Origin of the sequence: Hornefia porci, assembly GCF_001940235.1 — a bacterium.
Classification (GTDB): domain Bacteria; phylum Bacillota; class Clostridia; order Peptostreptococcales; family Anaerovoracaceae; genus Aminicella; species Aminicella porci.
In genome coordinates this window covers 1,969,834-1,990,678 of record NZ_MJIE01000001.1, presented here as the reverse complement: position 1 = coordinate 1,990,678, position 20,845 = coordinate 1,969,834, and the positions used below count along the sequence as shown (strand labels likewise).

The 20,845-nt window shown below is 57.6% G+C and carries 28 protein-coding genes; 11 read left to right on the top strand and 17 right to left on the bottom strand.

The features are described 5' to 3' along the window. Positions 1–474 precede the first annotated feature (474 nt). The 8 genes from BHK98_RS09350 to BHK98_RS09310 all read right to left on the bottom strand — a co-directional run bounded on the left by BHK98_RS09350 (position 475) and on the right by BHK98_RS09310 (position 6,029). On the bottom strand, positions 475–870 hold the full coding sequence (locus tag BHK98_RS09350; protein ID WP_342718786.1) for a methionine--tRNA ligase subunit beta: 396 nt from the start codon (positions 868–870) through the stop codon (positions 475–477). 170 nt (positions 871–1,040) lie between these two features. Beyond that, complete coding sequence (locus BHK98_RS09345; protein ID WP_075713664.1) at positions 1,041–2,270, bottom strand: tyrosine-type recombinase/integrase; 1,230 nt, start codon at positions 2,268–2,270, stop codon at positions 1,041–1,043. Between the two features lie 101 nt (positions 2,271–2,371). Beyond that, on the bottom strand, positions 2,372–2,569 hold the full coding sequence (locus BHK98_RS09340; protein ID WP_075713662.1) for an excisionase: 198 nt from the start codon (positions 2,567–2,569) through the stop codon (positions 2,372–2,374). A gap of 15 nt (positions 2,570–2,584) precedes the next feature. Beyond that, positions 2,585–2,800, bottom strand: a complete 216-nt coding sequence (locus tag BHK98_RS13375) for a helix-turn-helix domain-containing protein (RefSeq protein ID WP_143404577.1) — start codon at positions 2,798–2,800, stop codon at positions 2,585–2,587. Then, complete coding sequence (locus tag BHK98_RS09330; protein ID WP_075713658.1) at positions 2,781–3,230, bottom strand: RNA polymerase sigma factor; 450 nt, start codon at positions 3,228–3,230, stop codon at positions 2,781–2,783. Before BHK98_RS09330 ends, BHK98_RS13375 begins: the two co-directional genes overlap by 20 nt. A gap of 155 nt (positions 3,231–3,385) precedes the next feature. Continuing rightward, complete coding sequence (locus BHK98_RS09325; RefSeq protein WP_158024487.1) at positions 3,386–4,219, bottom strand: ATP-binding protein; 834 nt, start codon at positions 4,217–4,219, stop codon at positions 3,386–3,388. 151 nt (positions 4,220–4,370) lie between these two features. Beyond that, positions 4,371–5,348 carry a phage replisome organizer N-terminal domain-containing protein gene (locus tag BHK98_RS09320; RefSeq protein ID WP_245796867.1) on the bottom strand — a complete coding sequence of 326 codons (978 nt, stop codon included), beginning with the start codon at positions 5,346–5,348 and terminating at the stop codon, positions 4,371–4,373. 321 nt (positions 5,349–5,669) lie between these two features. Continuing rightward, positions 5,670–6,029, bottom strand: coding sequence for a hypothetical protein (locus tag BHK98_RS09310; protein WP_143404576.1), 360 nt, complete (start codon positions 6,027–6,029; stop codon positions 5,670–5,672). Positions 6,030–6,274: 245 nt separating this feature from the next. Between BHK98_RS09310 and BHK98_RS09305 the strand changes: the two genes are divergently transcribed. The 11 genes from BHK98_RS09305 (at position 6,275) to BHK98_RS09255 (ending at position 12,640) form a co-directional block, all read left to right on the top strand. Continuing rightward, on the top strand, positions 6,275–6,661 hold the full coding sequence (locus BHK98_RS09305) for a hypothetical protein (RefSeq protein ID WP_075713648.1): 387 nt from the start codon (positions 6,275–6,277) through the stop codon (positions 6,659–6,661). 151 nt (positions 6,662–6,812) lie between these two features. Next, positions 6,813–7,199 (top strand): hypothetical protein, encoded by a 387-nt coding sequence (locus BHK98_RS09300; protein WP_143404575.1) that lies wholly within the window; start codon positions 6,813–6,815, stop codon positions 7,197–7,199. Next, positions 7,196–8,206: an AcrVA2 family anti-CRISPR protein gene (locus tag BHK98_RS09295; RefSeq protein WP_143404574.1), complete on the top strand. Its 1,011-nt coding sequence runs from the start codon at positions 7,196–7,198 to the stop codon at positions 8,204–8,206. Before BHK98_RS09300 ends, BHK98_RS09295 begins: the two co-directional genes overlap by 4 nt. Positions 8,207–8,331: 125 nt before the next feature. Continuing rightward, positions 8,332–8,580 carry a hypothetical protein gene (locus BHK98_RS09290; RefSeq protein ID WP_075713642.1) on the top strand — a complete coding sequence of 83 codons (249 nt, stop codon included), beginning with the start codon at positions 8,332–8,334 and terminating at the stop codon, positions 8,578–8,580. A gap of 35 nt (positions 8,581–8,615) precedes the next feature. Continuing rightward, positions 8,616–8,840 carry a hypothetical protein gene (locus tag BHK98_RS13550; RefSeq protein ID WP_075713640.1) on the top strand — a complete coding sequence of 75 codons (225 nt, stop codon included), beginning with the start codon at positions 8,616–8,618 and terminating at the stop codon, positions 8,838–8,840. Continuing rightward, a complete protein-coding gene (locus BHK98_RS09280) occupies positions 8,758–9,453 on the top strand; it encodes a ParA family protein (protein ID WP_143404573.1) in 696 nt (231 codons plus the stop codon). The genes BHK98_RS13550 and BHK98_RS09280 overlap by 83 nt, the downstream gene beginning before the upstream one ends. Continuing rightward, complete coding sequence (locus BHK98_RS09275) at positions 9,446–9,667, top strand: hypothetical protein (protein WP_075713636.1); 222 nt, start codon at positions 9,446–9,448, stop codon at positions 9,665–9,667. The genes BHK98_RS09280 and BHK98_RS09275 overlap by 8 nt, the downstream gene beginning before the upstream one ends. Before the next feature lie 428 nt (positions 9,668–10,095). Then, complete coding sequence (locus BHK98_RS09270) at positions 10,096–10,503, top strand: plasmid mobilization protein (protein ID WP_075713634.1); 408 nt, start codon at positions 10,096–10,098, stop codon at positions 10,501–10,503. Positions 10,504–10,536: 33 nt separating this feature from the next. Beyond that, positions 10,537–11,790 carry a relaxase/mobilization nuclease domain-containing protein gene (locus tag BHK98_RS09265; protein ID WP_075713632.1) on the top strand — a complete coding sequence of 418 codons (1,254 nt, stop codon included), beginning with the start codon at positions 10,537–10,539 and terminating at the stop codon, positions 11,788–11,790. A gap of 35 nt (positions 11,791–11,825) precedes the next feature. After that, positions 11,826–12,113, top strand: coding sequence for a hypothetical protein (locus tag BHK98_RS09260; RefSeq protein WP_143404572.1), 288 nt, complete (start codon positions 11,826–11,828; stop codon positions 12,111–12,113). 11 nt (positions 12,114–12,124) lie between these two features. Then, on the top strand, positions 12,125–12,640 hold the full coding sequence (locus BHK98_RS09255) for a hypothetical protein (RefSeq protein WP_075713628.1): 516 nt from the start codon (positions 12,125–12,127) through the stop codon (positions 12,638–12,640). Positions 12,641–12,684: 44 nt separating this feature from the next. On the opposite strand, the gene BHK98_RS09250 is transcribed toward BHK98_RS09255, so the two are convergent. The 9 genes from BHK98_RS09250 to BHK98_RS09210 all read right to left on the bottom strand — a co-directional run bounded on the left by BHK98_RS09250 (position 12,685) and on the right by BHK98_RS09210 (position 20,695). Further along, positions 12,685–13,140, bottom strand: a complete 456-nt coding sequence (locus BHK98_RS09250; protein WP_075713626.1) for a hypothetical protein — start codon at positions 13,138–13,140, stop codon at positions 12,685–12,687. Between the two features lie 9 nt (positions 13,141–13,149). Then, a complete protein-coding gene (locus BHK98_RS09245; protein WP_075713624.1) occupies positions 13,150–13,482 on the bottom strand; it encodes a hypothetical protein in 333 nt (110 codons plus the stop codon). 82 nt (positions 13,483–13,564) lie between these two features. Beyond that, a complete protein-coding gene (locus BHK98_RS09240; protein ID WP_083628213.1) occupies positions 13,565–14,617 on the bottom strand; it encodes an ArdC family protein in 1,053 nt (350 codons plus the stop codon). Positions 14,618–14,795: 178 nt separating this feature from the next. Further along, positions 14,796–15,023, bottom strand: a complete 228-nt coding sequence (locus BHK98_RS09235) for a hypothetical protein (RefSeq protein ID WP_075713620.1) — start codon at positions 15,021–15,023, stop codon at positions 14,796–14,798. Positions 15,024–15,047: 24 nt separating this feature from the next. After that, positions 15,048–15,644 (bottom strand): hypothetical protein, encoded by a 597-nt coding sequence (locus BHK98_RS09230; protein ID WP_075713618.1) that lies wholly within the window; start codon positions 15,642–15,644, stop codon positions 15,048–15,050. A gap of 64 nt (positions 15,645–15,708) precedes the next feature. Further along, the gene (locus BHK98_RS09225; RefSeq protein WP_075713616.1) at positions 15,709–16,311 is read right to left on the bottom strand and encodes a hypothetical protein; all 603 of its coding nucleotides are present in this window, start codon (positions 16,309–16,311) and stop codon (positions 15,709–15,711) included. A gap of 249 nt (positions 16,312–16,560) precedes the next feature. Further along, positions 16,561–18,696: a type IA DNA topoisomerase gene (locus BHK98_RS09220; RefSeq protein ID WP_075713614.1), complete on the bottom strand. Its 2,136-nt coding sequence runs from the start codon at positions 18,694–18,696 to the stop codon at positions 16,561–16,563. 16 nt (positions 18,697–18,712) lie between these two features. Next, entirely contained in the window at positions 18,713–20,101 is a 1,389-nt protein-coding gene (locus BHK98_RS09215; protein WP_075713612.1) for a hypothetical protein, read from the bottom strand. A 21-nt stretch (positions 20,102–20,122) separates the two neighbouring features. Then, positions 20,123–20,695 carry a DUF3846 domain-containing protein gene (locus BHK98_RS09210; protein WP_143404571.1) on the bottom strand — a complete coding sequence of 191 codons (573 nt, stop codon included), beginning with the start codon at positions 20,693–20,695 and terminating at the stop codon, positions 20,123–20,125. Positions 20,696–20,845: the final 150 nt, after the last annotated feature.

Genomic DNA, 20,845 nt, shown 5'->3' with positions numbered 1-20,845 from the left:
AGAACTGCCTGTTATGCACACCGGTTTGGTCTGAAACCGTAGCTGTGGTCGTGGAACTGCTCCTCAAATATCGGAGTGAGCATCTGTGCTACCGCCTGTTGTACAAAGCGGTCAACTACCGTTGGTGCTCCAAGGTTCCTGACACCGCCATCCGGCTTCGGTATCTCCACCCGTCTGACCGGCTGTGGTTTATATTTCCTTGTCCGCAGCTGTTCCCTGATGCTTTCACCCGTTAGAGAACGCCCATGCTGGGCAAACATAATGGGCAGTTCCTCGATGGAACTGCCCATTCGCTGCGTCGCATACGCTCCTTGCTCTTGCTAGTACAGCTTCGCGACTCCGGAGCCCTCCCTTTTTTCCTTCCTGTGGTTGGGACGCCTCCTGCGCATGCCTTTGCTGTCTCCGGCAGGCGCAAACCCGTTTGCGCTTTTCTGCCGGACGCAATCGCTGCGTCGCGTGCGCTCCTTGCTCTTGCTAGTACAGCTTCGCGCCTGCAGGAATATGATCGTCCAGCAGGATGAAATCCAGATGTTCTTCGCCCTCGTAGTCGCAGATCATGGAACAAAGCATTCCGCAGGATTCCACTCCCATCATTTTCCGCGGCGGCAGGTTGGTGATGGCCAGCGCAGTTTTGCCCACCAGCTCTTCCGGTTCATACCACGGATGAATCCCGCTCAGAATCGTCCTGTCCTTGCCGCTTCCGTCATTCAGAGTAAACTGCAGAAGCTTATTGCTTTTGGGAACAGCAAAGCATTCTTTTATTTTCACCGCCCGGAAATCAGACTTGCTGAAGGTGTCGAAGTCCACCATATCCTCGAACAAAGGCTCCACCCGGACCTTTGAGAAATCGATTTCCTCTTTCTCTCGCACCGGCTTCAGACCCTCCGGTTTCATCGTCGGGAGACGTGCCCCTGAACTTCGTAACCCTTCATAGCCCTCCGTCACTGCCTGTCCAGAGGTCTCTCACCGGGGACAAAATCCACACGTGTTCGTATCTCTCCATAACTTTTGGTAAATCGTTGGTAATTCGTTGGTAAGCGTCACTTTTTACCAAATGAATCGGAGAAATTCTGCAATTCACGGTCCCGCAAGTCCTTTGTTACATCCGCGTAAATGTTCATCGTCGTTTGCGCGTCAGCGTGCCCCAGAACGTCCTGCATGACCTTCACGTTAACTCCCTGCTCCACCATTCTTGTTGCGAACGTATGACGCAGGTAGTGGCAGCTGAAATGTGGCAGCAGAACCGGGTCGGCGTTATTAGCCGCATTATCCAGCACCTCGAAGTTGCAATCGCGGATAATCCTGCGGAGGGCTTTGTTAACTGTGCCTTGGTGATGCACCTCGCCGAAGCGGTTCAGAAAAACGAAGTCGGTATAGCCGTCAATGACAGACTTGCAGGTTATCCCAAACTCCTTCTGCAACTGCTTCTCTTCTAGGAAAGCTTCCCGCACCCTTGGGACCATCGGAATGATTCTTTCCCCTGCCTTAGTCTTCGGCGTGTTGATGGCAAAGGTGCAGACGATGTTTTCGGTCCGATGCGCATAGTAAACAAGGGTGTGGTTGACCGAGATTTCGTTCTTCTCGAAGTCAACGTCTTCCCATCGCAGGCCAGTAATCTCGCCGACCCTCATGCCCGTCCAAAGCATGCCTTCTACAATCGGGTACCAGTGATGCATCGGTCCCGGTTTTTTCAGAAACCATTCCAGAAGCTCCTGCTGCTCCTGCGTTAAGGCTCTTCGCTTCAAGCCATCGCCGGCATGTGCCTTCTTCAACTCCCGGAGGGCATTGTCTGACGGGTTATAGCGGAGGTAATCGTCCTCAACGCCCACCTGCAACACCTGATGGAGGACCGTATGAACGTTGTCGATGGTTGCCGACTTGAGTCCCCGATTGTCGGAAAGGCTGTTATAGAAGTTCCGCACATCCGACCGTTTCAGGTCCTGAATCCTGCGCTCGCCGAACCCCGTCGAAACAAACTCGGTGTACATGTAGCAGTAATTGCAGAACGTATTATCTTTCAGCCCCCGTTTCAGCTTCTTCCACATGCCGAACAGGTCATTTATCGTCAGGTTTTTCGCATCCGCCCGGATGTGGTCAAGCGAGTCCTTCCGAACCGCGTTTTCCTTCTCGCGAAGCTCGTCCAATGACTTAGCGTAAACGGAATGGCTTGCGCCGGTCCCGTCCTTCCAGCGGTACTCGTAGGTCTGGTTCTTCCTCTGGTATTCTCCCTCCTTCAAAACTCTGTGCTTGTTATCTTTCCGTCTTTCCATCTTGTGGTCTCCTTTCCACAAGACAGAAGCACGTACCTGCCTTTATTTTACCAAGTACGTGCCTCTGCGTCCAGCTTTCTGAAATTATTCTGAAGGCATGGTCAAATGGAATAGCTCTTCGCAAGGTACTCGTCGAGCAGGCGGCGCTTTATCAGGCGCTTGCTGCCATTCCAGAGCACAAACTTGCAGTTCTCGTCATCCGTGATTTGCCGCAGCTTCCCGGTCCCGATACCAGAGTACGCGGCGGCTTCCTCCAATGTCAGGTTTGACTTTTCCCAAATCGGCACCTCTGGCTTCATCGCTCCCCTCCTGCCTTACACCTTGAAGTGGAGTATCGCGCGGAGCAGCTTTCCCTGAAGGTAGGACTTCATGTACATGTCAACCCCGCGCTCCACATGCCCACAGGCGTCCACAAAGGGCTGGGTGCAGAGCCGGTCGATAAACCCGTTAAAGAAATCCAGCACCTCCGTCGTCTCCAACAGACAACCCTCCGTTGCCGCAACCACTGTTTCATATGTCAGCATCGCCATCGCCAACCTCCTTTCCCTCCAACAGCACACGCAGCTGCCGGAGCGACTTGAACCTCCGATACTGGACGGTGGAACGCGGACGGCCCAGTAAAGACGCAATGCGCTTGTCCGTCCATCCCGCGAAATAGAAGAGAAGCACGATAGCCCGGTCATCGTCCGGCAACACGGCCAGCGCGTCCGCAAGTTCTTCGTCCACCACGCCAATGGGAAGCCCGCGTACCTCAAACACGACCTCCGCCGCCGGAAATGCCTGTTCGTCCGGAACGCGGAGACGGTTCAGCTCCGCTTCGCTCATCTCGGAAAACAGCTTCTCTCTCCTCTGATTCTTCGCCATCTCACGCATCAGGTCCGTTCGCGCGTTAATCAGGGTCTTCTTGCAGAAGGCGCAGAACATCTGCACGACTGCCTTTTTCTCGTTGTCAGATATCATTGGGTCCCTCCTTTCTTCACTTAATTCACGGAATCAAGGAGCGTTTTTGCCAAGGTGTCTGAAAATAAAAGCGCCCCGGCGGAGGTTCCACAGGGACGCTCAATATCAAGATGGATGATGCGGTTGTGAGTGACAGGCGTAAGGCTTTTCCGGTGCTACTCGATGCCCAGCTTCTTCCTCATCGTCTTCCGCATTTCCAGCCCGTTCTCACGACGGCGGTTTGTTCCTTTGAACTCGATGGGGAAACACCGCTCCAAGATTCGGTCGAAGATGCGGCACCAAGGGTCTTCGCTCTTCGCATGGGAGATTCGATTCAGCGTAAAGTTCGTGGTTATCATCATTGGCTTGCCGTTCTTATAGCGTCCATCGACAACCGTGAACACGTGCTCCATCATGTATTCCGTGCAGCGCTGTGTGCCGAGGTCTTCAATGAGCAGCAGGTCTGTGCTCAGAATCCGGTCAAGATTTCTCCGCCGGTCCTCGAAAGAGGACTCCATGGTGGACACGATGTAGCCGATATCCGTCTGCACCGCGCTGAATCCAAGGTCGATGACGGCGTTTGCGATGCAGGAGGACATAAACGATTTGCCCGTGCCTACGTCACCCCAGAGTAGAAGTCCGTTCGGGTCCTGCCTGTCGAACGTCGCAGCGTACCTCTGGCAGGCAGAGGACTGGAACGGGTTGCGCCCATCATCCTTCTGGAAGGTGCAGGCCTTATAGAACCCGCTGTTCGGGAAGCATTCGCGGCGAAGCCGCTCTGCTTTCTCGGCGAGTGCCTTCCTCCGCTCCTTTTCCTCCCGTTCCTTCTCCCGCCTTTTCTCGCAGTCGCAGGGAACATGGACGATGTGGCCTTCCTTTTCATCGAAAATCGGAGGAAGGCGCATCTCCTTCGGCTTCCCGCAGACCCCGCAGATGAGAATGCCGTCCTCGTTCCGAAAATTCGCCCTGCCAACTGCATCGGCAGCCGGTCCTTCCTTCTCATTTCCCATATTCTCTGTCCTTTCTGCCGCGCCGTCCGGCTCTTCCGGCAAAGCGCTCAGAGCCATTCTGCGGGGCCAATCGACCCCGCCATGGGTTTTCCCTCATACAGGAGTGAAACAAGGCATCAGAAACGCTCTGACTGGCTCCTTCCGGGTTCTTTCAATAAAGGTCCTCTTCGAGCATCTGCAATGCCTTCTCCCGGCTGCACCCGTACCTGCGCATAACCTCCTCGGGTGTCGGAACGCGTGCAGCAGAAGCGCTGCCGCCGGATGGCAGGGATGCCCGCGCCGGCTTTTCGTGCAGGTTCCAAGTCTCTGCCAGCTTTTTCCAGTCATCTACCGGCTTGCCCGTCTTTGTGACCCAGCCGCGCCTTTCGTTGATTTCAAAGAACCGCCGGGCATCCACGGAAAGTCCGTGAGAGCGGAAGTAGTTCTCAACTTCCTCGATGGTTGGAGCCGTCCTTCCAGCTGTAGATGCAGATAGATGTTCTTCTTCTCCATCTCCATCTACATCTGGGTGCGTGACGGGAGCGTGACTAACGCGTATGTCACGCGTGACACCCCTCTGAGCTGGGGAAACGCTTCCCGTCTCCATCGTTCCTTCACAATTTGCTGCACGTGTCTCCACTATTTCTTCATACCTTGCCTTCATCGTTTCTTCACAACCCGCCGGGTTCGGTTGGGTCTCCCCAAGGAACAGCTCGCCATCATCATTTCGGGGAAGCCCCTGCCCAATCATCAGCTCGCCGCCCATAAGCTGCTCGCGCTGCTTGTCGCGGAAGCGGCGCTGCCGCTCTCGGTCGATGGCCTTCTTCCGGCTCATCGCTTCGATGTTCTGATGTTTCTCCCAGTTCGGCATCGTGATGGTGTCGTTGACAATCTCAATCATGCCGTACTGCTCAAAGGTGGCGAGGGCAAGGCGGATGGTGTTCAAAGGGCGGCGGAATATCGCAGCCAGCATCTCGTCCGTATAGGGAATCCGGTCGTTCATGAGGAAGATGCCATCAGTGCAGTGCTTGCCGGCAAGGCAGAGCAGCTTGAACCAGATGACGAGAATCGCATCGTGCTCAGGAAGGTTCTCGATGAGCAGAATCTTCTCATCATCGAAAATGTTCGTTGACAGCTTTATCCATTTCATGCCTTCCATCTCATTTGTCCTTTCTGCTTGATATGGGGCATTCTATCGTGCTTGGATGCTACTTTTCTATGTTGCTACTATACTATTTTTCTACATGAGAACCGGGCACGGTTTCCGGTTCACAGTTCCTTCACCGCCCATAAATGACACGTCAAAAGGCTCTCCCATGCCAGACAGGACGAAAATTTGCGTCTGTGACGCCGCTGCGCTATAGTAGGCACCGTCCTTTCTGCTTGGAACCATGTGTTCTGGGGCAGACAAGAAAAGGCCAGCCTTCCCGGCTGGCCTTTTCAATTTGCGCCTGTTTTTCACATCCAAAACCTATTGCGGGTTCGATGCTCCGTCTTCCATGTCCGTCCTCCTTCTGGCGGGCGGCTTTCTGCGGAAGGCATCGCAACGCTTCTTCGCATCCTCTGGCGCGGACCCCGAAAGGACCACCGGCGGCTGGCTTCCGTCGATGGCTTCCTCTAGCCAAGCCTGAAACAGCTCTAGGTCAAGCTCTTGCCATCCGCAGCCGACCGCCTGCACCACAATTTCCCCGATGGTGTTCTGGAAGGCCGTCTTCCACTTTCTCTCCCGTTCCCGCTCCTTTCGGAGAAGGGCTTTCCTGCGGGCTTCGAGCCGGACGATTTCATCCTTTTTCTTTTCTATCTTCTCGTCGTAGTCAGAAATTGTGGCCATAAAAGTCCTTTCTCTCATCCGGGGCCACCTGCTATTTTGCCATTGCCGACCGCAGTTTCCAACCCTTCCGACGGCCTGCGAGTTTTGTTTGGAACTCTGCGGCCATCGAAAGCATTGAAAACTGCTTCAAGCGGAGGGCATGCCAAACCGGTGTGGAGGACGCATGAAAGGCAAAATAGTATAGATTACAAGTTTGCTGGTTTGATAGAATGATAGCAAGATACCGCAACGAGAACGGAGGGGCTATGGGCAGTTCATGCGTCATCTATACGGTCGAGGTCGGCATCCTCCTGCCTGTTTCCATCGGCGACGGTCATGCATGGAAGTTTCACGGTGAAGGCAGTGGCACCACGCATGGCAGGCAAGTTGACGCCCTCATTGAGTTCACGGAAAGAGCTGCAACGCTCAAAAACCGCTTTTTGAGGGAAGGAAACATGCGTCGAGGGGAAATCCGGGACACGATGACTGACACCGGTTTTGGAGTCGAACTGCGCAGGAAGACGCTGACTGGATACGGCAGGAGCACAAAGGTGGTCGGAAACGTGCTGCTCCACAGTGCCCGGTACACTTATGATGACTGGCTCTCGGATTGTAAAGGTCCCAGCCACAGTAATACGGTCAGCAGAAAATAGGGAGCAGGAAGGGCTGTCTGGACAGATACAGCCCTTTTTACCTGCACAACTCCGGCACTTGAAAGTGAAGAGGGTGTGGATGTTACTGCCTTTCTATTTTGCAAGAATGGTAGTTTGCTATATTTATAGCATGGATGTAAGCAAGCAGCGATTGGAGAACGCAATGGGCAAGGTTACCTATGGACAGTCCGGCTACGTCGGAAGCTCTATGAGTGTAAGAGCGGTCGAAGCATACGAGAGTGGCGAAAAACCGAAGAGCAGGTGGACTAAGGCCGCAATGCTCGCAACCCTTGAAAAATGGTGCAAGGAAGCCGACCGTGTGATGCTTCCGGAGGTCGCAAAGCTCAAAAAACCCGACATGTTTGCGTGCTGCTTCTGCTGTACGTCATGGCACCACACGGGCAAATATGCGAACATCACTGAGTTCTACGGCGTGGATGAGGCGCGCGCGGATAACTTCTCTCGCCCCATGACCGACGAGGAGGCCGCAGAGTCGGAATCGCAGCATTACTGTGAGCATACCGGGACGCTGTCATGAGCCGGAGGGTGCCGCTCTCTCGCGCGTCAGTGGTCACGTCGGCACTACGTGACCGCTGGCCACTTGCCGGGTGGGGCAACGTCCCGCCGGCGGCGTACAGCGACAGCCCGGCAGTTGGCGCCGTCGTGATGGCGTGCGCGGGAGAGGCCGCCAAGAAGGGCATCAGCAGTGCAGAGATGTACTACGGGGATTGGGCGGCGGTGTCCCCACAGGACGTCGCGATGAACGCCCGCTGGGCCTCCAGCCCACAGGTGTACGACTTCGACTCTGACCTCGCGGACGCTGTCATAAGGACCGGTCTAGGAAACGTACCATCCGAGGCGGTCTCAGGCCTCCCCTACTCCATCCAATACGTGCGGTGCAGGATGGATGAGTACGATGGCTTCCTCGCGTGGCTCGACCACGCAGCAGATGGCGGGACAGTCTCCGATGTGCTCACAGTTGTGATGCTCCACCGCAACTCATATGGCAGGGCACGTCTCGTCGTGCCGCTATCCGGCACCATGGGTGACCTCGCGGGGGCCATGCGCGCAGACGAGACGGTCAACGTATGGTACGCCGAAGTGCCGACCACCAGCGCCGCTGAGCTAGAAGCGCATAAACAGCGGATGGCCGGACTCTTCTCTAACGTCCTGTCGCTGCTGCTCTACGTCTGTTCTGTCGAGGCCGACGTGGAGGTGGTCTACCAGCCGCCAACCGGGAAGCGCGGACAGAGGACCGGCAGGCGTACCAACCCCGAGACCGTACGTGCCGTAGGCGCAAGGGTGGGGCGTGCTCTCGGCACCGCAAGGATGGCGTACGCATCCGGGCCGGAAAGAGGAGGAAACGTCTCGCCGCACGTGCGTCGCGCCCACTGGCAGCACTTCTGGGTCGGCCCGCGCAAGGGGCGAACTGACGGCCGATATGGAGACAGACTGATAGTGAAATGGATACCCCCGATAGCCGTCCTGGGCGGCGGGGGTGCCGAGGTCGTGCATCACACAGGCAAGCCGATAGGGCAAAGGTAATCCGAGGCCACCTGCACGCCGCAACGTGTAGAGAGTGTGATGTTGCTACTTTTCTAGTATACATGAAAGGTAGTTTGCTATATTTATAGCATGTTAGTATGTTCAACGGTTGATTGGAGACAAGAATGGCACGCTACATCTACACGCGCGAGGCCACGGGCATCGACGGCAGGCACGTCATGGACGGCTACCTTGAGTCCTCGCCTGAGGAGGACAAGATGGACATGGTTGAGGACCAAATGATGGTCGGCTTCACCGGGAACGGCTACCTTGCGTTCTGGAAGCGATGCAAGGAGCAGGAGCTTTCGCAAGCAGCGAACCGCGCCCGTTCGGTCATCACCGACACATACACCGACGAGGAGAAAATCTGGTAGCAACAGCCTGCCGTTGGCAGCAAAGGGGACTGGCAATGGAAAACAGTTGGGCAAACACCGCAGGCAAGGTAAAGAGCGAATGGCCGGCGCTTGCCGGTGTGGTTGCTGCCGTTCTGGCAGAAGGCACATTCATCGTACTTGCCGTTGGCTATCTGGGCGGCACGTGCGCGGCTGTGATTGCAGCAGCAGGATTCTTCGCCGTGCTTCTCTCTGCTGCGTCGCTCTGCAAGGCTGCTGCCCGGTCGGATTCGGCTGCGTAGCATTTCAAGACTTTGCCTTCGGGCGGAGAGGACAGACCAGATGTTCACGATTCTGTTTTTGAACCAGAAGGGTGGCGTCGGGAAGACCACCATCGCCGACGAGCTTGCCTTTGCGCTTGAGCGCCGGGGCAGGAGCGTGGCGTTCGTGTCCACCGACCCGCAGGGAGGAAGCGTACACGAAGTGTGTTCGGAACCAGAGCTGGCGGAGCAGTGCGACTTCCAAGTGGTCGATACCGCCGGAGTCCTCAAGGACGGAATCCGCGAATGGTGCCAGGACGCAGACCTCATCCTGATTCCGATGCTACCGAGCACGCGGGACATGGAGCCGACCACGCGGACCTACGAACTTGCGAGGGAATCCGGGACACAGGCGGGCATTTTCGTCGTGATAAACAACTTCTATGCCTTCGGAATCCTTGACCGAGAGCTGGTGGCGTATCTGGAAGGAGAAGGCATCCCGGTCCTCGCTAAGATTCCACGTGCCGCCGCCCTGTCCCGGGCAGCGGCAGCCGGAAAGTCCGTAGCGGACTACAACAAGCGATGCCATGCCATCCCTGCTCTGGAAGAGCTGGCGGACAAAGTAACGACAGAAGCGGAGAAGCACCATGAGTAATGCATTTATGGCATCAGCCGAAAAGTCTAAGCGCGAGCAGGAGAAAATCCGGAATCGAGGGAATCGCGGCAGCGCCGGCGGAAATGAAGAGCTAAAAGCAATTAGCATCCGCATCCCAGCCGACCTCCATCACAAGGCAAGTCTGCACCGACTTGAGACGGGCGAGAGCACAACCCAGCTCATCATCCGTCTGCTGAAAAAGGAGCTTAACTAAAGGCTTTCCATGCAGAGAGCAAAACAGAGAAAAGGCCGGAGCAAACCATACGCCCGGCCTTTTCTGGTTTCCGGCAGCGCCGGAAACCCCGCATGAGGGAGGGAGGAAAACGGTGCGGCGGCACACCGTTTTCCTCCCTCCCTCATGCTCTCGCACTGATAGAATATCAGTGCTCACCAGCTTCGCTGCTCTCTGAGGTGCAAGATGTAGGAAGTGTACGTACAAACTCCACTAAAGTGGAGTTTTGTCCTTCCCTTCCATCTTGCTCACGGAGGGCTTTAGGAGCCGTCCGTGAGTGAAAAGAAACCGCCGATTTTCCGTGGCGGAAAATTCCGTAGTCGGCATTCTGCCCCTCCGGATTCGTGCATCTAATAAACGGCGGCGGCGCCGTTTCCGTCACGGTATTTTTAGAGAAAGGGAAGTGCCGCATGAACAGAAAGGAAGAACGGATTGAGCTTCGCCTATCCAAACACGAGAAGAAACTGCTCTTGCGGAAAGCACAGAAATCCGGTATGACGGTTTCCGATTACGTCCGACAATCCCTCATCCATTCGCAGGACGGAACGATAAATATCATCGACACTACCCCGCTCAAAAACGCAGTTTTTGAGCTGACAAAGCAGGGCGTCAACCTGAATCAGTTTATGAAATTTCTCAACACCTATGGAGTAAAGGTCTTCGATGCCGGACGCGCAAAACAGGTATTGGACCGGGAATGCGCCCTGCTTCTTGCTGTCGAGGATTCGCTCTCTGCCTTGCAGCGGGAAGCGGAGAAGGGCAACGTATTTATTCGAATCGAGGACGGCGGAATTCCAGAGGAGAAGGATTTCCAATAATCGGAAACCGTTCTTGCGGAAAGGAGGTTGCCGTTGACCATCATCAAACAGACCAGCGTTTCCAGCAGCCGCCATCAGAAGAACCTGCGTAATTACATCAACAACGACAAGAAGGTTCTTCTGCGCGACAGCCAGAACATGGAACTCTGTCCGGACCTGAAGCGCTGGGCGTGGTTCATGGCCAAGACCCGAGAGGGCTTCGGCCACGACAAGGCATCAAGGAAAGACCGGGATGGAAAGATGACAAAGAACACGATTCTCTATCATCAGATACTCGGCTTCAATCCCGACGAGTGCGACATCAACGGCGGCTCTCTCCGCCCCGAAGACTGCATGCGCTACGCAAAGAATTATATCGCCACCTACTATCCACACCAGCAGGTGGTCATGGCCCTGCACAACGAGTTCTGTAAGGCAGACGGGACGCACCGCTACGCCGTCCATATGGTCATCAACCGCAGCGACCTGTCAACCGGAAACCGCCTGAACGAGGGTCGAGGTGCGGACGCTAAGAGGGAGCGGGCGAAACGGATTCGGGCGATGGACGATGCGTGGAATCTCAGGCAGGTGGAAAGGGGCACATCGAACTCAACGGTCCACGCAAAGCAGCCGTCCAAAATTGAACGGGCTATCGCCGCACGCGGCGATTCCTCCTACAAGACGAACCTGCGCGAACTCTGCCGTCTCGCCGCGACGAAAGCGGAAAGCATCTACGAGTACCGGGAGCAGCTGGAATCATGGGGCGTCGATACGCAGTTCCGAAACGGAAGGCTGTACGCAACCGACCGGGACAATGCCCGCTACTCCTTCTCGGTGAGAAAGCTCGATGCCCTCCTTGACGAGAGGGGCCTACAGGCTGCCTTCCGCAGCAATCTCGCTAAGGATATACGCGGTAGGGGAGCCAGTGTGACGGAGATGGCACGCCAGAAGCAGGAAGCGCAGGCGCGCGTCCAGAACCTCACGAAGCAATATCTCGGCGAGATACGGCAGGCATATCAGGAGTACCGCAAGGAAGTCCACGCCATGAAGGGTCGGCCCTTGGAGGAAATCCCGAAGCTAAGGCTCAAGAGACCACCAGAGGGCATAGAAAACAACAGCGAGGTCCGAAGGGACCTGCTTGCCTACTGGCGAGGGGCAGACGAGCTGCGGGCAGAAATGGCATCCGATACCCCAGTACGGAAGGCGCATACCGAGCGCTCCCATGGTGGTACAGGACAGGCGGGGACGGGAAGGCAGCGCGGAAGCGCCGCCCGTGAAGCCGGGCAAAGAAACGACGAGCGAGGATAAGGAGCTGCATGGTGCAGAGATACCACAAGATACAAATGCAACGACTGTACGAAGCACACCCGGAGCTGCAATATCTTCCAGCTGCCGTGCACAGAATCGCCCGCAAGAGGGAAATGCCCATCACCAGCATCATAGCCGCGAGCGGCCTGAGTTCTTCCGGATTCTATGCCGCGATGCGGAATTGTGAAGATTTCCGACGGCTACCGAATCTGGGAACGTTCTTCTCTCTTTCGGACGCGCTGGGCGTTTCACCGGAAAAGCTTCTGTCGGAAATGCGCGTACTAGCCGCTGAGGACAGCGGACAGAACAAAGCAATCAATTAAGGAGGACAGAAATGGCTATGCAGAGCAGCGAAGCAGCGGACGAGCTGTATCAGGAAAGCTCCACGAATGGCGGGAGCGGCGAGGACGCCGCCCAGGAGGAACTGATGGAATCCGATATCGTTGGGGCACTCCTGAAGGTGCAGGAGTCCATCGACAGGCAGGCGAAAAAGAACGAACAGACCGCCGAGCAGATGCGGCAGATGCTCAGCCAGATGAGGGACGTGCTGGATGAGGTGCAGCGCATTCGGAACGACGCAGCAGACAGCACCCCCGCCGCCCAACTCGCCGCATTGAGCGGCGTCAGCAAGGTGCAGAAGGATGCCGAGGAGCTGACCGTCAAGAGCATCGGTGAGGTGACCGAACGCAATAAGAAATACATCGACACTCTGGTTCTGGAATCCCACCGGCGCATCGAGCGTCTCGGGATGATAACCCTGCCGGACAGGCTGTTCTACTACGGGAAGTGGATAGTCCTGATACTCGTGCTCTTCCTTCTGGGACATGCCATCTGGCAGCTTATCGCATAGCAGGAAAAGGGCCAGCCCATTCGGACTGGCCCTCTGCTGTTCCTCTATCGCTCGTTTGGTTGACGCAGGTCCGGTCCCTGCCCCCGGCGCTCTTCCAGCGCGTCTGATGCGGCCCGCGCTCCCGACACCTCTCCTGAAAGAGAGATGCCCCGCTCTTCCTGTGGGTCCCTCGGGTTCTCCGGTTCCTTCCGATGGAGGTATTCGAGCACGTCATGCCGCTCGCCTATCTCCGTCAGCGTGGCCGCCTGCGCACACTCGGCGAACCATGGAAACACTTCATGCAGCTCGTCTATTACGACATAAGCTTCTATGTATGACATGGGACCCTCGGACTCATAGCCGGAATACTGCGAATGGGTGAACCCATGCAATTCCATAAACCCCTTAATATCCGACCACGCCCTCTTATAAGCGGATTGCGCGTTGTCGGAGGAAGGGTAATGCTGCTTCAGCAGCTCCACATCAAGGTCGAAGTGGAACTCTTTCCTGTCGCGTTCCATACAGCGGCCTTACTCGGCGCACAGCAAGCGCGGACGGACCCTTCTGATGACGGCGAGATAATCTTCTCCCTGTTCGTCCCCCTCGAAGGTCATCCAGCTCCTGACGTTCTGCATGACCCAGCGCTGCTTGGAGAGGTCGCAGACGGCGGGGCACTGCGCACGGAAACTGGAACGCGCGTCGCGCGCCTGCCACGTGCCTCGTGCCACGCGGACGTTGCCATAAGGCTCCACGAAGGCCCCCACGCGGTCGTAAAGCTCGTCCGCTGTGGTCCCGTGGGCGGCGGCCTTTCTCTCGTCGAACTCGATTATGAAGTGCCAAGGAGATGTCTGCACTGTAGCCATCGCTTTACTCCTTTCTTACTATCAATCTATCTAACTGTTTTTCTATTATACTACATTTGGCGGGATTCCTCCACGCTTTCTTTTATCGTGCTTCTTCCCTCTCTCTTCCGCCATCCTTTGAAAAGCTCCGGCACACTTCGAGCATGGCAGCCGATTCCGCTTTAAGGGAGATTTCCGGGTCCTCCCTCTCGGGAGCGGGGCAGTCCCGGTCCTTTTCCAGATGGTCCTCATACCGGTTGTAGATGTAGGTGTCCGCCTTGTCGGCCTTTCCTGCCGCCTTGAACAGGTAGGCGGGGTCGTTCTTCAGCGCCTTCATCCATGATTGCAGGTAGGAAACGTGGTTCCGGTAGAAGTCTCCCTCCATCTCTGCATTCTGGATGCCAAGGTCCGAAGATAGGAACAGGCTTCCGAGTTCTGCGACTAGCTCTTCCTCCGCGTACTCCGGGCTTCCGAACCGGACAGAGCACTCCCGGTTCAGAGCCGAGGGGTGCCCGGTGGAATGGGTCATCTCATGGAGGAGGGTCCGCGTGAAGGACTCGTCAGACCGGAAGGTGTCTCGCGGCGCAATCAAGATGCAATCCCTTCCCGGGGAGTACGCGGCCATGCCGGTATACAGGCTGGACTCACTGACCGGGCAACGGGAGGAGCGAATCAGGTTCTCCGCAATCTCCGCCGTATAGTCCGACTGGTGCTGCGGTCCCTCCGTTGCCGGGGGAATGCCCTCGATATCTCCGGCGTTGAACACGTTCCAGTAGCCGACCATGCGGAGGTAATGGCCGACAACCTCATCTTCCCCCGTGTCCTCGTTCTTCCCGGTCAGGGGAAGGTCCTTCCACTTTTCGATAATCGCGGCCTTGGAACCTCCTTTCAGATGCCACCCTTTGTCGCGAATCTGTTTGAACGTGCACCACCGGTTGTCCTCGATGCCGCGCATGTAACCCACGTAGGCGAGATGGAGCCGGTTGCAGCCGCGATAGACAGTGCCCGAAACCGGGTTCCGTGGGCTAAGGGTTGGAAGATAGGGCGCGGCCCATTGAAGGCCGTTCTCCTCCATGTCCCGGAGGATTTTGCGGACCACTTCCTCCCTGCGGCTGTTGACGATATCCACTGGCGACGGTCTTTCTGACTTCCTCATAACAATCCTTTCCCCTGTTTCATTGAAGGCCCGTTAAAAAACGGCCCCACAGAAGCCGTTCTGCGGGGCCAGAAACAGTGCGTGCGTGCCAGAACCCATCAGGAGACGGAACGGCCCGCAGAACGGCTCTCAGCCGCCCGGAAGGGATTCCCGGCTTCAATGGGTTCTCATGGAGCACTCAAAACAGGCAGGCCACCTTCATGGCCGCCACGAAGACGAAATAGACGGCGCAGAAACCTGCGATGCCGTAGAACGTGTAGCGCAGGGCGATTCTGCGCACGGCAGGAAGAGCCCTGCGGTTGACGATGCAGGCTATCAGCACCCCTATCAGGTTCAAAAAGAATCCGAGAACGAAATATCCGGCCTTGATGGCGGGCGTCATCTTGGGGACGCGAACCTCTGCCATGGCTTCCCTCCTTCTCCTGTACTGCTAGGAAAAATCATACCCCTCGGACTGCCCCGACTCCTCCCCCTCCTCCTCAAAGCCGTCATCCTGCGCGAGTTCGGCGGAGCGGATGCGCTCGATGGCGGGGAGGGTGTAGCCCATGAGCCGGGCAATCTCGTCCTCCTGCATGTCCGGGTGGGCCTTTTGCAGGTAGTCAAAGACGGCTATTGCCCTGCGGTTCACGGACTGCGTGGTAGCGTCCGAGTAGCAGAGCTGTTCCATGGCGAAGAAGCGCTCCCCGTTGATGAGGTCTTCCCCCTCGCGCCACAGAAGCTTCTCGCCGTCCTTCTTCAACCAGACCACATTATCCAGCTCGTCCGGTCCCACCAGTAGGAGGGCGCAGCCGACCTTGCGGGCCGCAGCCGGAACGCTGACCCCATCCAGAACGGTCCGGGCGGCTTTTCCCCCGACCTCGTACCAGTGCTGCGCGAGCACGACGCCCTCCTCTTCCAGCGCACCGAGATAGAGGTTCCAATCCGTGAGCACGTTGACGCCGTTCGCACGGTACGGCTCCGCACAGGTCTGCACGGAGGGGTCAAACTCCTCATAGCGATGGGACTTGTAAAGCACCTCGATTTTCATCCTTCGTCTCCCCTCCTATCCTAGAAAAAAGGGCCGGGGCTAAAAGACCTCCGGCCCTAAGGTTCTATCCTCGTAGCTGCTCTGAATGGTCAGTCGAAGAAGGACTATCAAGAGCGGTAGCTGCCTCACGCGCGGCACGAGCTTCGGTAGCAAGAGAGGCTTCTCCTATATCGTGCTTCCCGCTGTTGTTGACATATACCGCTTCCTTGACGTCCCGGATGGTCGGCTCGTCCGTGACGTTCTCGATAGAGTTCACGATGGCATCGAGGTCCTCGGCGAGCAGCTCGTATCCCCTGATGGCATCCGCGACCTCTTCCTCGGGGAGGGAGAGCGCCTCGGCAAGAAACCCAGCGGGATAGAAGTGTTCCTCAATCATGTCCGCCCAGCAGAGGCCACTCGTCCAATTGTCGTCAAAGAAGTTCTCAAGGTCCCAAGTGCAATCCCTTACCCAAGACTCATGTGCCTGTTCGTATCGCCACTCAGCATCATCATAAACATCAAAATTATCAAGTTCCGGCTCAGGGCACTTCGCGCGATACTCCTCGACATGACGTTCTAAATCCGCCTCTATCCGGTGGTTTATCTCACCAACGTCATAGCCGCTGATGGAGAATCCACCGTTGCCGAAGTAGTCTGCGATAGAGAAGCTGGTGTTGATGTTTTCCATGGTCACTCCACCTTGTCAACGAAGAGATAAAAGGAGATGGTACGTTTGTTGGTTGTATCCTACTGTATGGTTCATGGCGGGCATATCCCACGTGCCGTTCTCGTTGGAAGAGTAGGCATAAAAGCGCTAGCCGTCCCTCCCAGTTCCAGCAACGACAGCCTTCCCGCATGCAGTCCTCTACAGGGCGTTCACGTCGTATACACGCTCATACGAACTCCTTTTCCTAATGAAAATCTGGGCATCTGCTTCTCAATCAAAAGTTACCGCCAGCGTGCCGTCCTTCTTCAGGCGGAGCCTGCAATCGAACGTCTTCCCGGTCTTGGACCGGCACCCTTTCAGGGAGACCGACTTGCCGGCCATCAGCCCTCCGGCCTGCTTCGGGGTGAGCGGCTTGCCGCAGAAGGGCAGTATCTTGAATCCGCATCCGGCAACCCGCTTCCAAGTCCCGTCCTCCTGCTTCTCGTTCCGGTTGGATGAGCAGGAATATGCCCTGCCGCACTGCACGACCTCTTTCCCGCAGACAGGGCAGCGCCCCACGGCGTTCCGGTTTCCGCCGATGCTCTCCCCCACATAAGCGGAATCCATGTGGCTGCGGAAGACCTGAATGACGCTGCGCTGCACAGCGTTCACGTCATCGCTCCCCTCCGCGACGCTTTGCTGGATGAGCCACCACCGGGCCGTCACGTCCGCTCCCCGGATTTCCGGCGGCAGCAGGCGGTAGAAGGCCTTTGCCTTGTCCGTGGCGTGGACCTTTCCCTTCTGCTCTGCCAGATACCCGCGCTTCTTGAGGTTTTCGATGATAGATGCCCGCGTTGCCGTGGTTCCGATTCCTCCGTGCTCCCCCTTTTTGCCGTCATCCTTCTTCTTGAGGATGGCTTTCACCTCCGGGTCCGTGACGTACTTGGAGATGGCGGCCATGTCCGTGATGAGCGTGCCCTCGGTGTAGGGCTTCGGCGGGGTGGTTTCCTTTGTTCCGACCGTGCAACGGACTCCGCAGAGGTGATGGCTGCCTTCCGGCACCCACAAATCAGCCAGGTCCGCATCCTCGTCCTCCTCCTGCGCTTCCCCTCCGAACGTCTCCCGGAAACCGGCAGAGACAACCCGTCTCGCCGTTGCGGAGAAAACGCCTTCCTCCACGGGGAAGGTGCTCGTGCTCAGGTCGTACACCATGGGCGGGAGGAACTGCATCGCGTAGCGCTCCACAATCGCGCGGTAGACCTTGGACTCGTCCCCTGTCATCCGACTGACAGGGGCATCCGCTTCCTGCGGGATGATGGCATGGTGCGCCGTCACGTTTGCGTCATTAAAGGCTTTGGAGCGGATGCCAAAATCGAGCGCCCAGTCCGTCCCCAGATTCCGCATCGCCTGCGCAAGGACAACCGGCGCATCCTGATAGTGTTCTTCCTTCAGATATTGCGAATCCGAGCGGTTATAGGTGATGGCCTTGTACTTGTCGCGAAGGTCCTGCGTAATCTGCTGGGTCTTTGCAGCGGCAAACCCATAGCGCTTGGACATGTCCGCGAGCAGGACCGTGAGGTTGTAGGGAAGCGGCGGGCAGGCCTGCTTCCGCGTGACCGTGGTCTCGAAGGGCAGGTCCTTTCCATCCAGCCTTTCCTTCAACCGGTCCAGAGGTTCCCTTGCAAAGAGATGCTTTTCGTCCCCCAGAAGTTCCCTGCCCGGTTTGAAGCAGAACGTCACGGCTCCCCCGGCGTCCGTGCAGTCCCCCTTGGCGGAAAGGACGAAATACTTCCTCTTCGCATGGTGTTCGATGGCATCGTCACGGGCCACAACAAGCCCCAGTGTCGGGGTCTGCACGCGCCCCACGGTGCAGAGCGCGTGCAGGCGGAGGGTTGCAAGACGGGTCTCGTTTACGCCAAAGCACATATCCGCCATCTGGCGGGCATAGGCAGCCCTTCCGACGCCACGGCAGCCGTCGTTCGGCACAAGCCTGCCGAACGCACGGACGATGTTTTTCTCGATGTTGTCATTTACATAGACCCGTTCGACCCTGCCTGCGTAGCCCAGATAGTCCAGCAGTTCATCGACAATCAGCTGTCCCTCATCGTCCGGGTCACCGGCGGCAATAACGCTGTCCGCCTTTTCCAGAAGACCGGCAATTCGGTCCACCAGCTCCCTCTTGTCCGGTGCAGGCTCCTTCGGCCAGTCCGGAACCTCAATCGGGAGCGCGTCCAGAGACCACGGCTTTCCCCACGCAGGGTTGACCTTCTCCGGCTCCACGAGCTGCAAGAGATGCCCGGCGCAGGCAATGACGGTATAGCCGTTCCCGGAAACCGGGAGCGGCGCGTTTTCTGCGACGCTTCTCCCGCAGATGGCGCGTGCAATGTCACGGGCAAGCATCGGCTTCTCTGCAATGACAAGCTTCATAAGGAATCCTCCCTTCTTACCTCTCCGGGTTCCGTTCCCCGTCTGTGTCAACGCTCCGCCCGCCTGCAATCTCCGAGGAAGCTTCCCGAGCCGCGCCCGTTATCTCCCTCATGCTGCCCTTCTCCGCTTCCCGGGTCCCGGAGCGGACTCCGAAGCTGTCTTTGAGATGCTGTACGCTCTGTGCGTCCCCTGCTCCTTCGCACTGGACGCACAACTGCTGCATCTGCTGCGGAGTGAGCGCCGGGTCGGCGATGACTTCAACGACCTCCTGAGACAGCTGCGGGTTGGCCATGGAATCATAGAGGACGCGCAGCTGCTCCCCGGAGAACCGCAGGGGGTCCTGCGCAAGCCGGAGAACGCCTGCTGGCGGGAGAGAAAGGTCGCCGAGTGCATAGGCGATGGCCCTCATAGCCGGAGCGGGAACCTCCGGTCCGAACAGGGCTTTGAACTGACCGGGAGTGAGGTTGTATTCGCCTGTGAGCCGGACACAGGCCAGCTGGTCCGGGGTATAGGCCGGGTCCAGCATGCGCAGGACCGTTGCCCTCTCCACGCCGTCATAGAGCGCGGCGAACACGGAGCGCATGTTTGCCGCAGGAATCTGCGGTTTTGCAAACAGCTCAACCAGAGGGACCGGAAGGCCGAGAGAAAGAGCGCCAGCGGCCACATCCAGCTGCGCTTCCGACAGTTCACGCCACGGCAGGTCACGCCCGCCGTTCTGCACGATGCACCGGATAAGGTGCAGCTTTTCCGCCGAGAATTCCGGGTTCAGGCACGCATCCAGAACGGAGGGAAGAAGCTCTTCCGCAATGCGTGCCAGCTCCCGCATCTGCGAGTGGTTGAAACGCGTGTCGGCGATTTTCCCGACGGTCCCGGCATCCAGCCCCTCGCGGAAAGCCTTGCAGATGGCGAAGGCCTGCCAGTCCGTAAAATCACTTCCCACAAGAAGCTCTGCCGCCCGTATCTGGCTGCCCGCAGGGACGGATTCCAGCATCCCCTTGAGCTGGGAGACCTGCTTTTCCGACAGGAAGCTGCCGGGGTCGGTGGCATCCGGGTCCATCTCGTCAAATGTGAGGAGCTGGCCTTCGATGCAGTAACCGAGGTCAATTTCGGTGTAATCCTCCTCCGCAAGGGTGTCTTCATCCAGCTCGTCTCTCGGGACAAGGCCGAGCACCTGCCGGATATCATCGGCAGTTCCTCCGTGGTCAAGGATGCCGTGCAGGTTCTCTTCCAGAATGCCTGCAACGTCAACGCCGAATGCGCCGCCGGAGGGTATGACGCAGTAGAACGGCAGAGCGTAATTCGTGTTCCACGAGCTGATGGTGTACTGCGCAACGGCGGTTTCCTCAAGCCCCTGTTCCAGACGCATCATGAGGACGGGGAGCGGAACGGCTCCTTTGTATGGCATCGCGAACCTCCTTTCTGCCGGCTATGCCTGCCGGTCCTGCTCAAAGGGGTTCTGCCCCTTGCGACCGCCGGCGAGCGCGGAAGAGGAGGAGCGCATCTCGGATGCTTCCTCCCGCAGGCTGTTCCTGCCCTCCGCCCGGTCCTGCCGCAGCTTCGGCCCCTTGGTGATGGCAAGCACCTCCGACAGGCCGCTTCCGGGCGCGCTGACGCGGGTGAAGTAGTCGCGGACCGTCTGGCACTCGCCGTCCGTCAGCGGTCGGTCCTCGCCCGTCTCTGGGTCGAACCCCACGGCAACGAGATTGCCAAACAGGACGGTGTAGAGGTCCCCTTCGTGCACCGGCGTGTGGAAGTCCATCTGCGAAAGATAGCCCGCGTTCTCCATCCGCTTCGTCGCGTAGAGTGCACGGTTCGGCGGGCAGCTGTACAGCCCCTCCTCGTTCACGTAGATTGAAACTTCTTCTCCGAACAGCACGTTGAGCGGTTCAATTGAGCCGCCCACCAAGCGCTGCAACTCTCTGAGTGTCGAGCCGTTCTCGTCCGCCTTCAGGTCGATGGTGACGGGGGTCCCGTCCACGGGAATGAGTAAAGCTTCCATCTTTCCGGTCCTTTCTGCCGTTCCCTTATTTCGGAAACGGGCGGGGAGCAGCTGCGCCCCGCCCGCACATTCCTGCCGTGAAAGGCAAGCCTTCACCGGGAACTCTGCCTTCACCTTTAATAACTTATTAAAGCCGCGCTCTCCCGGCAC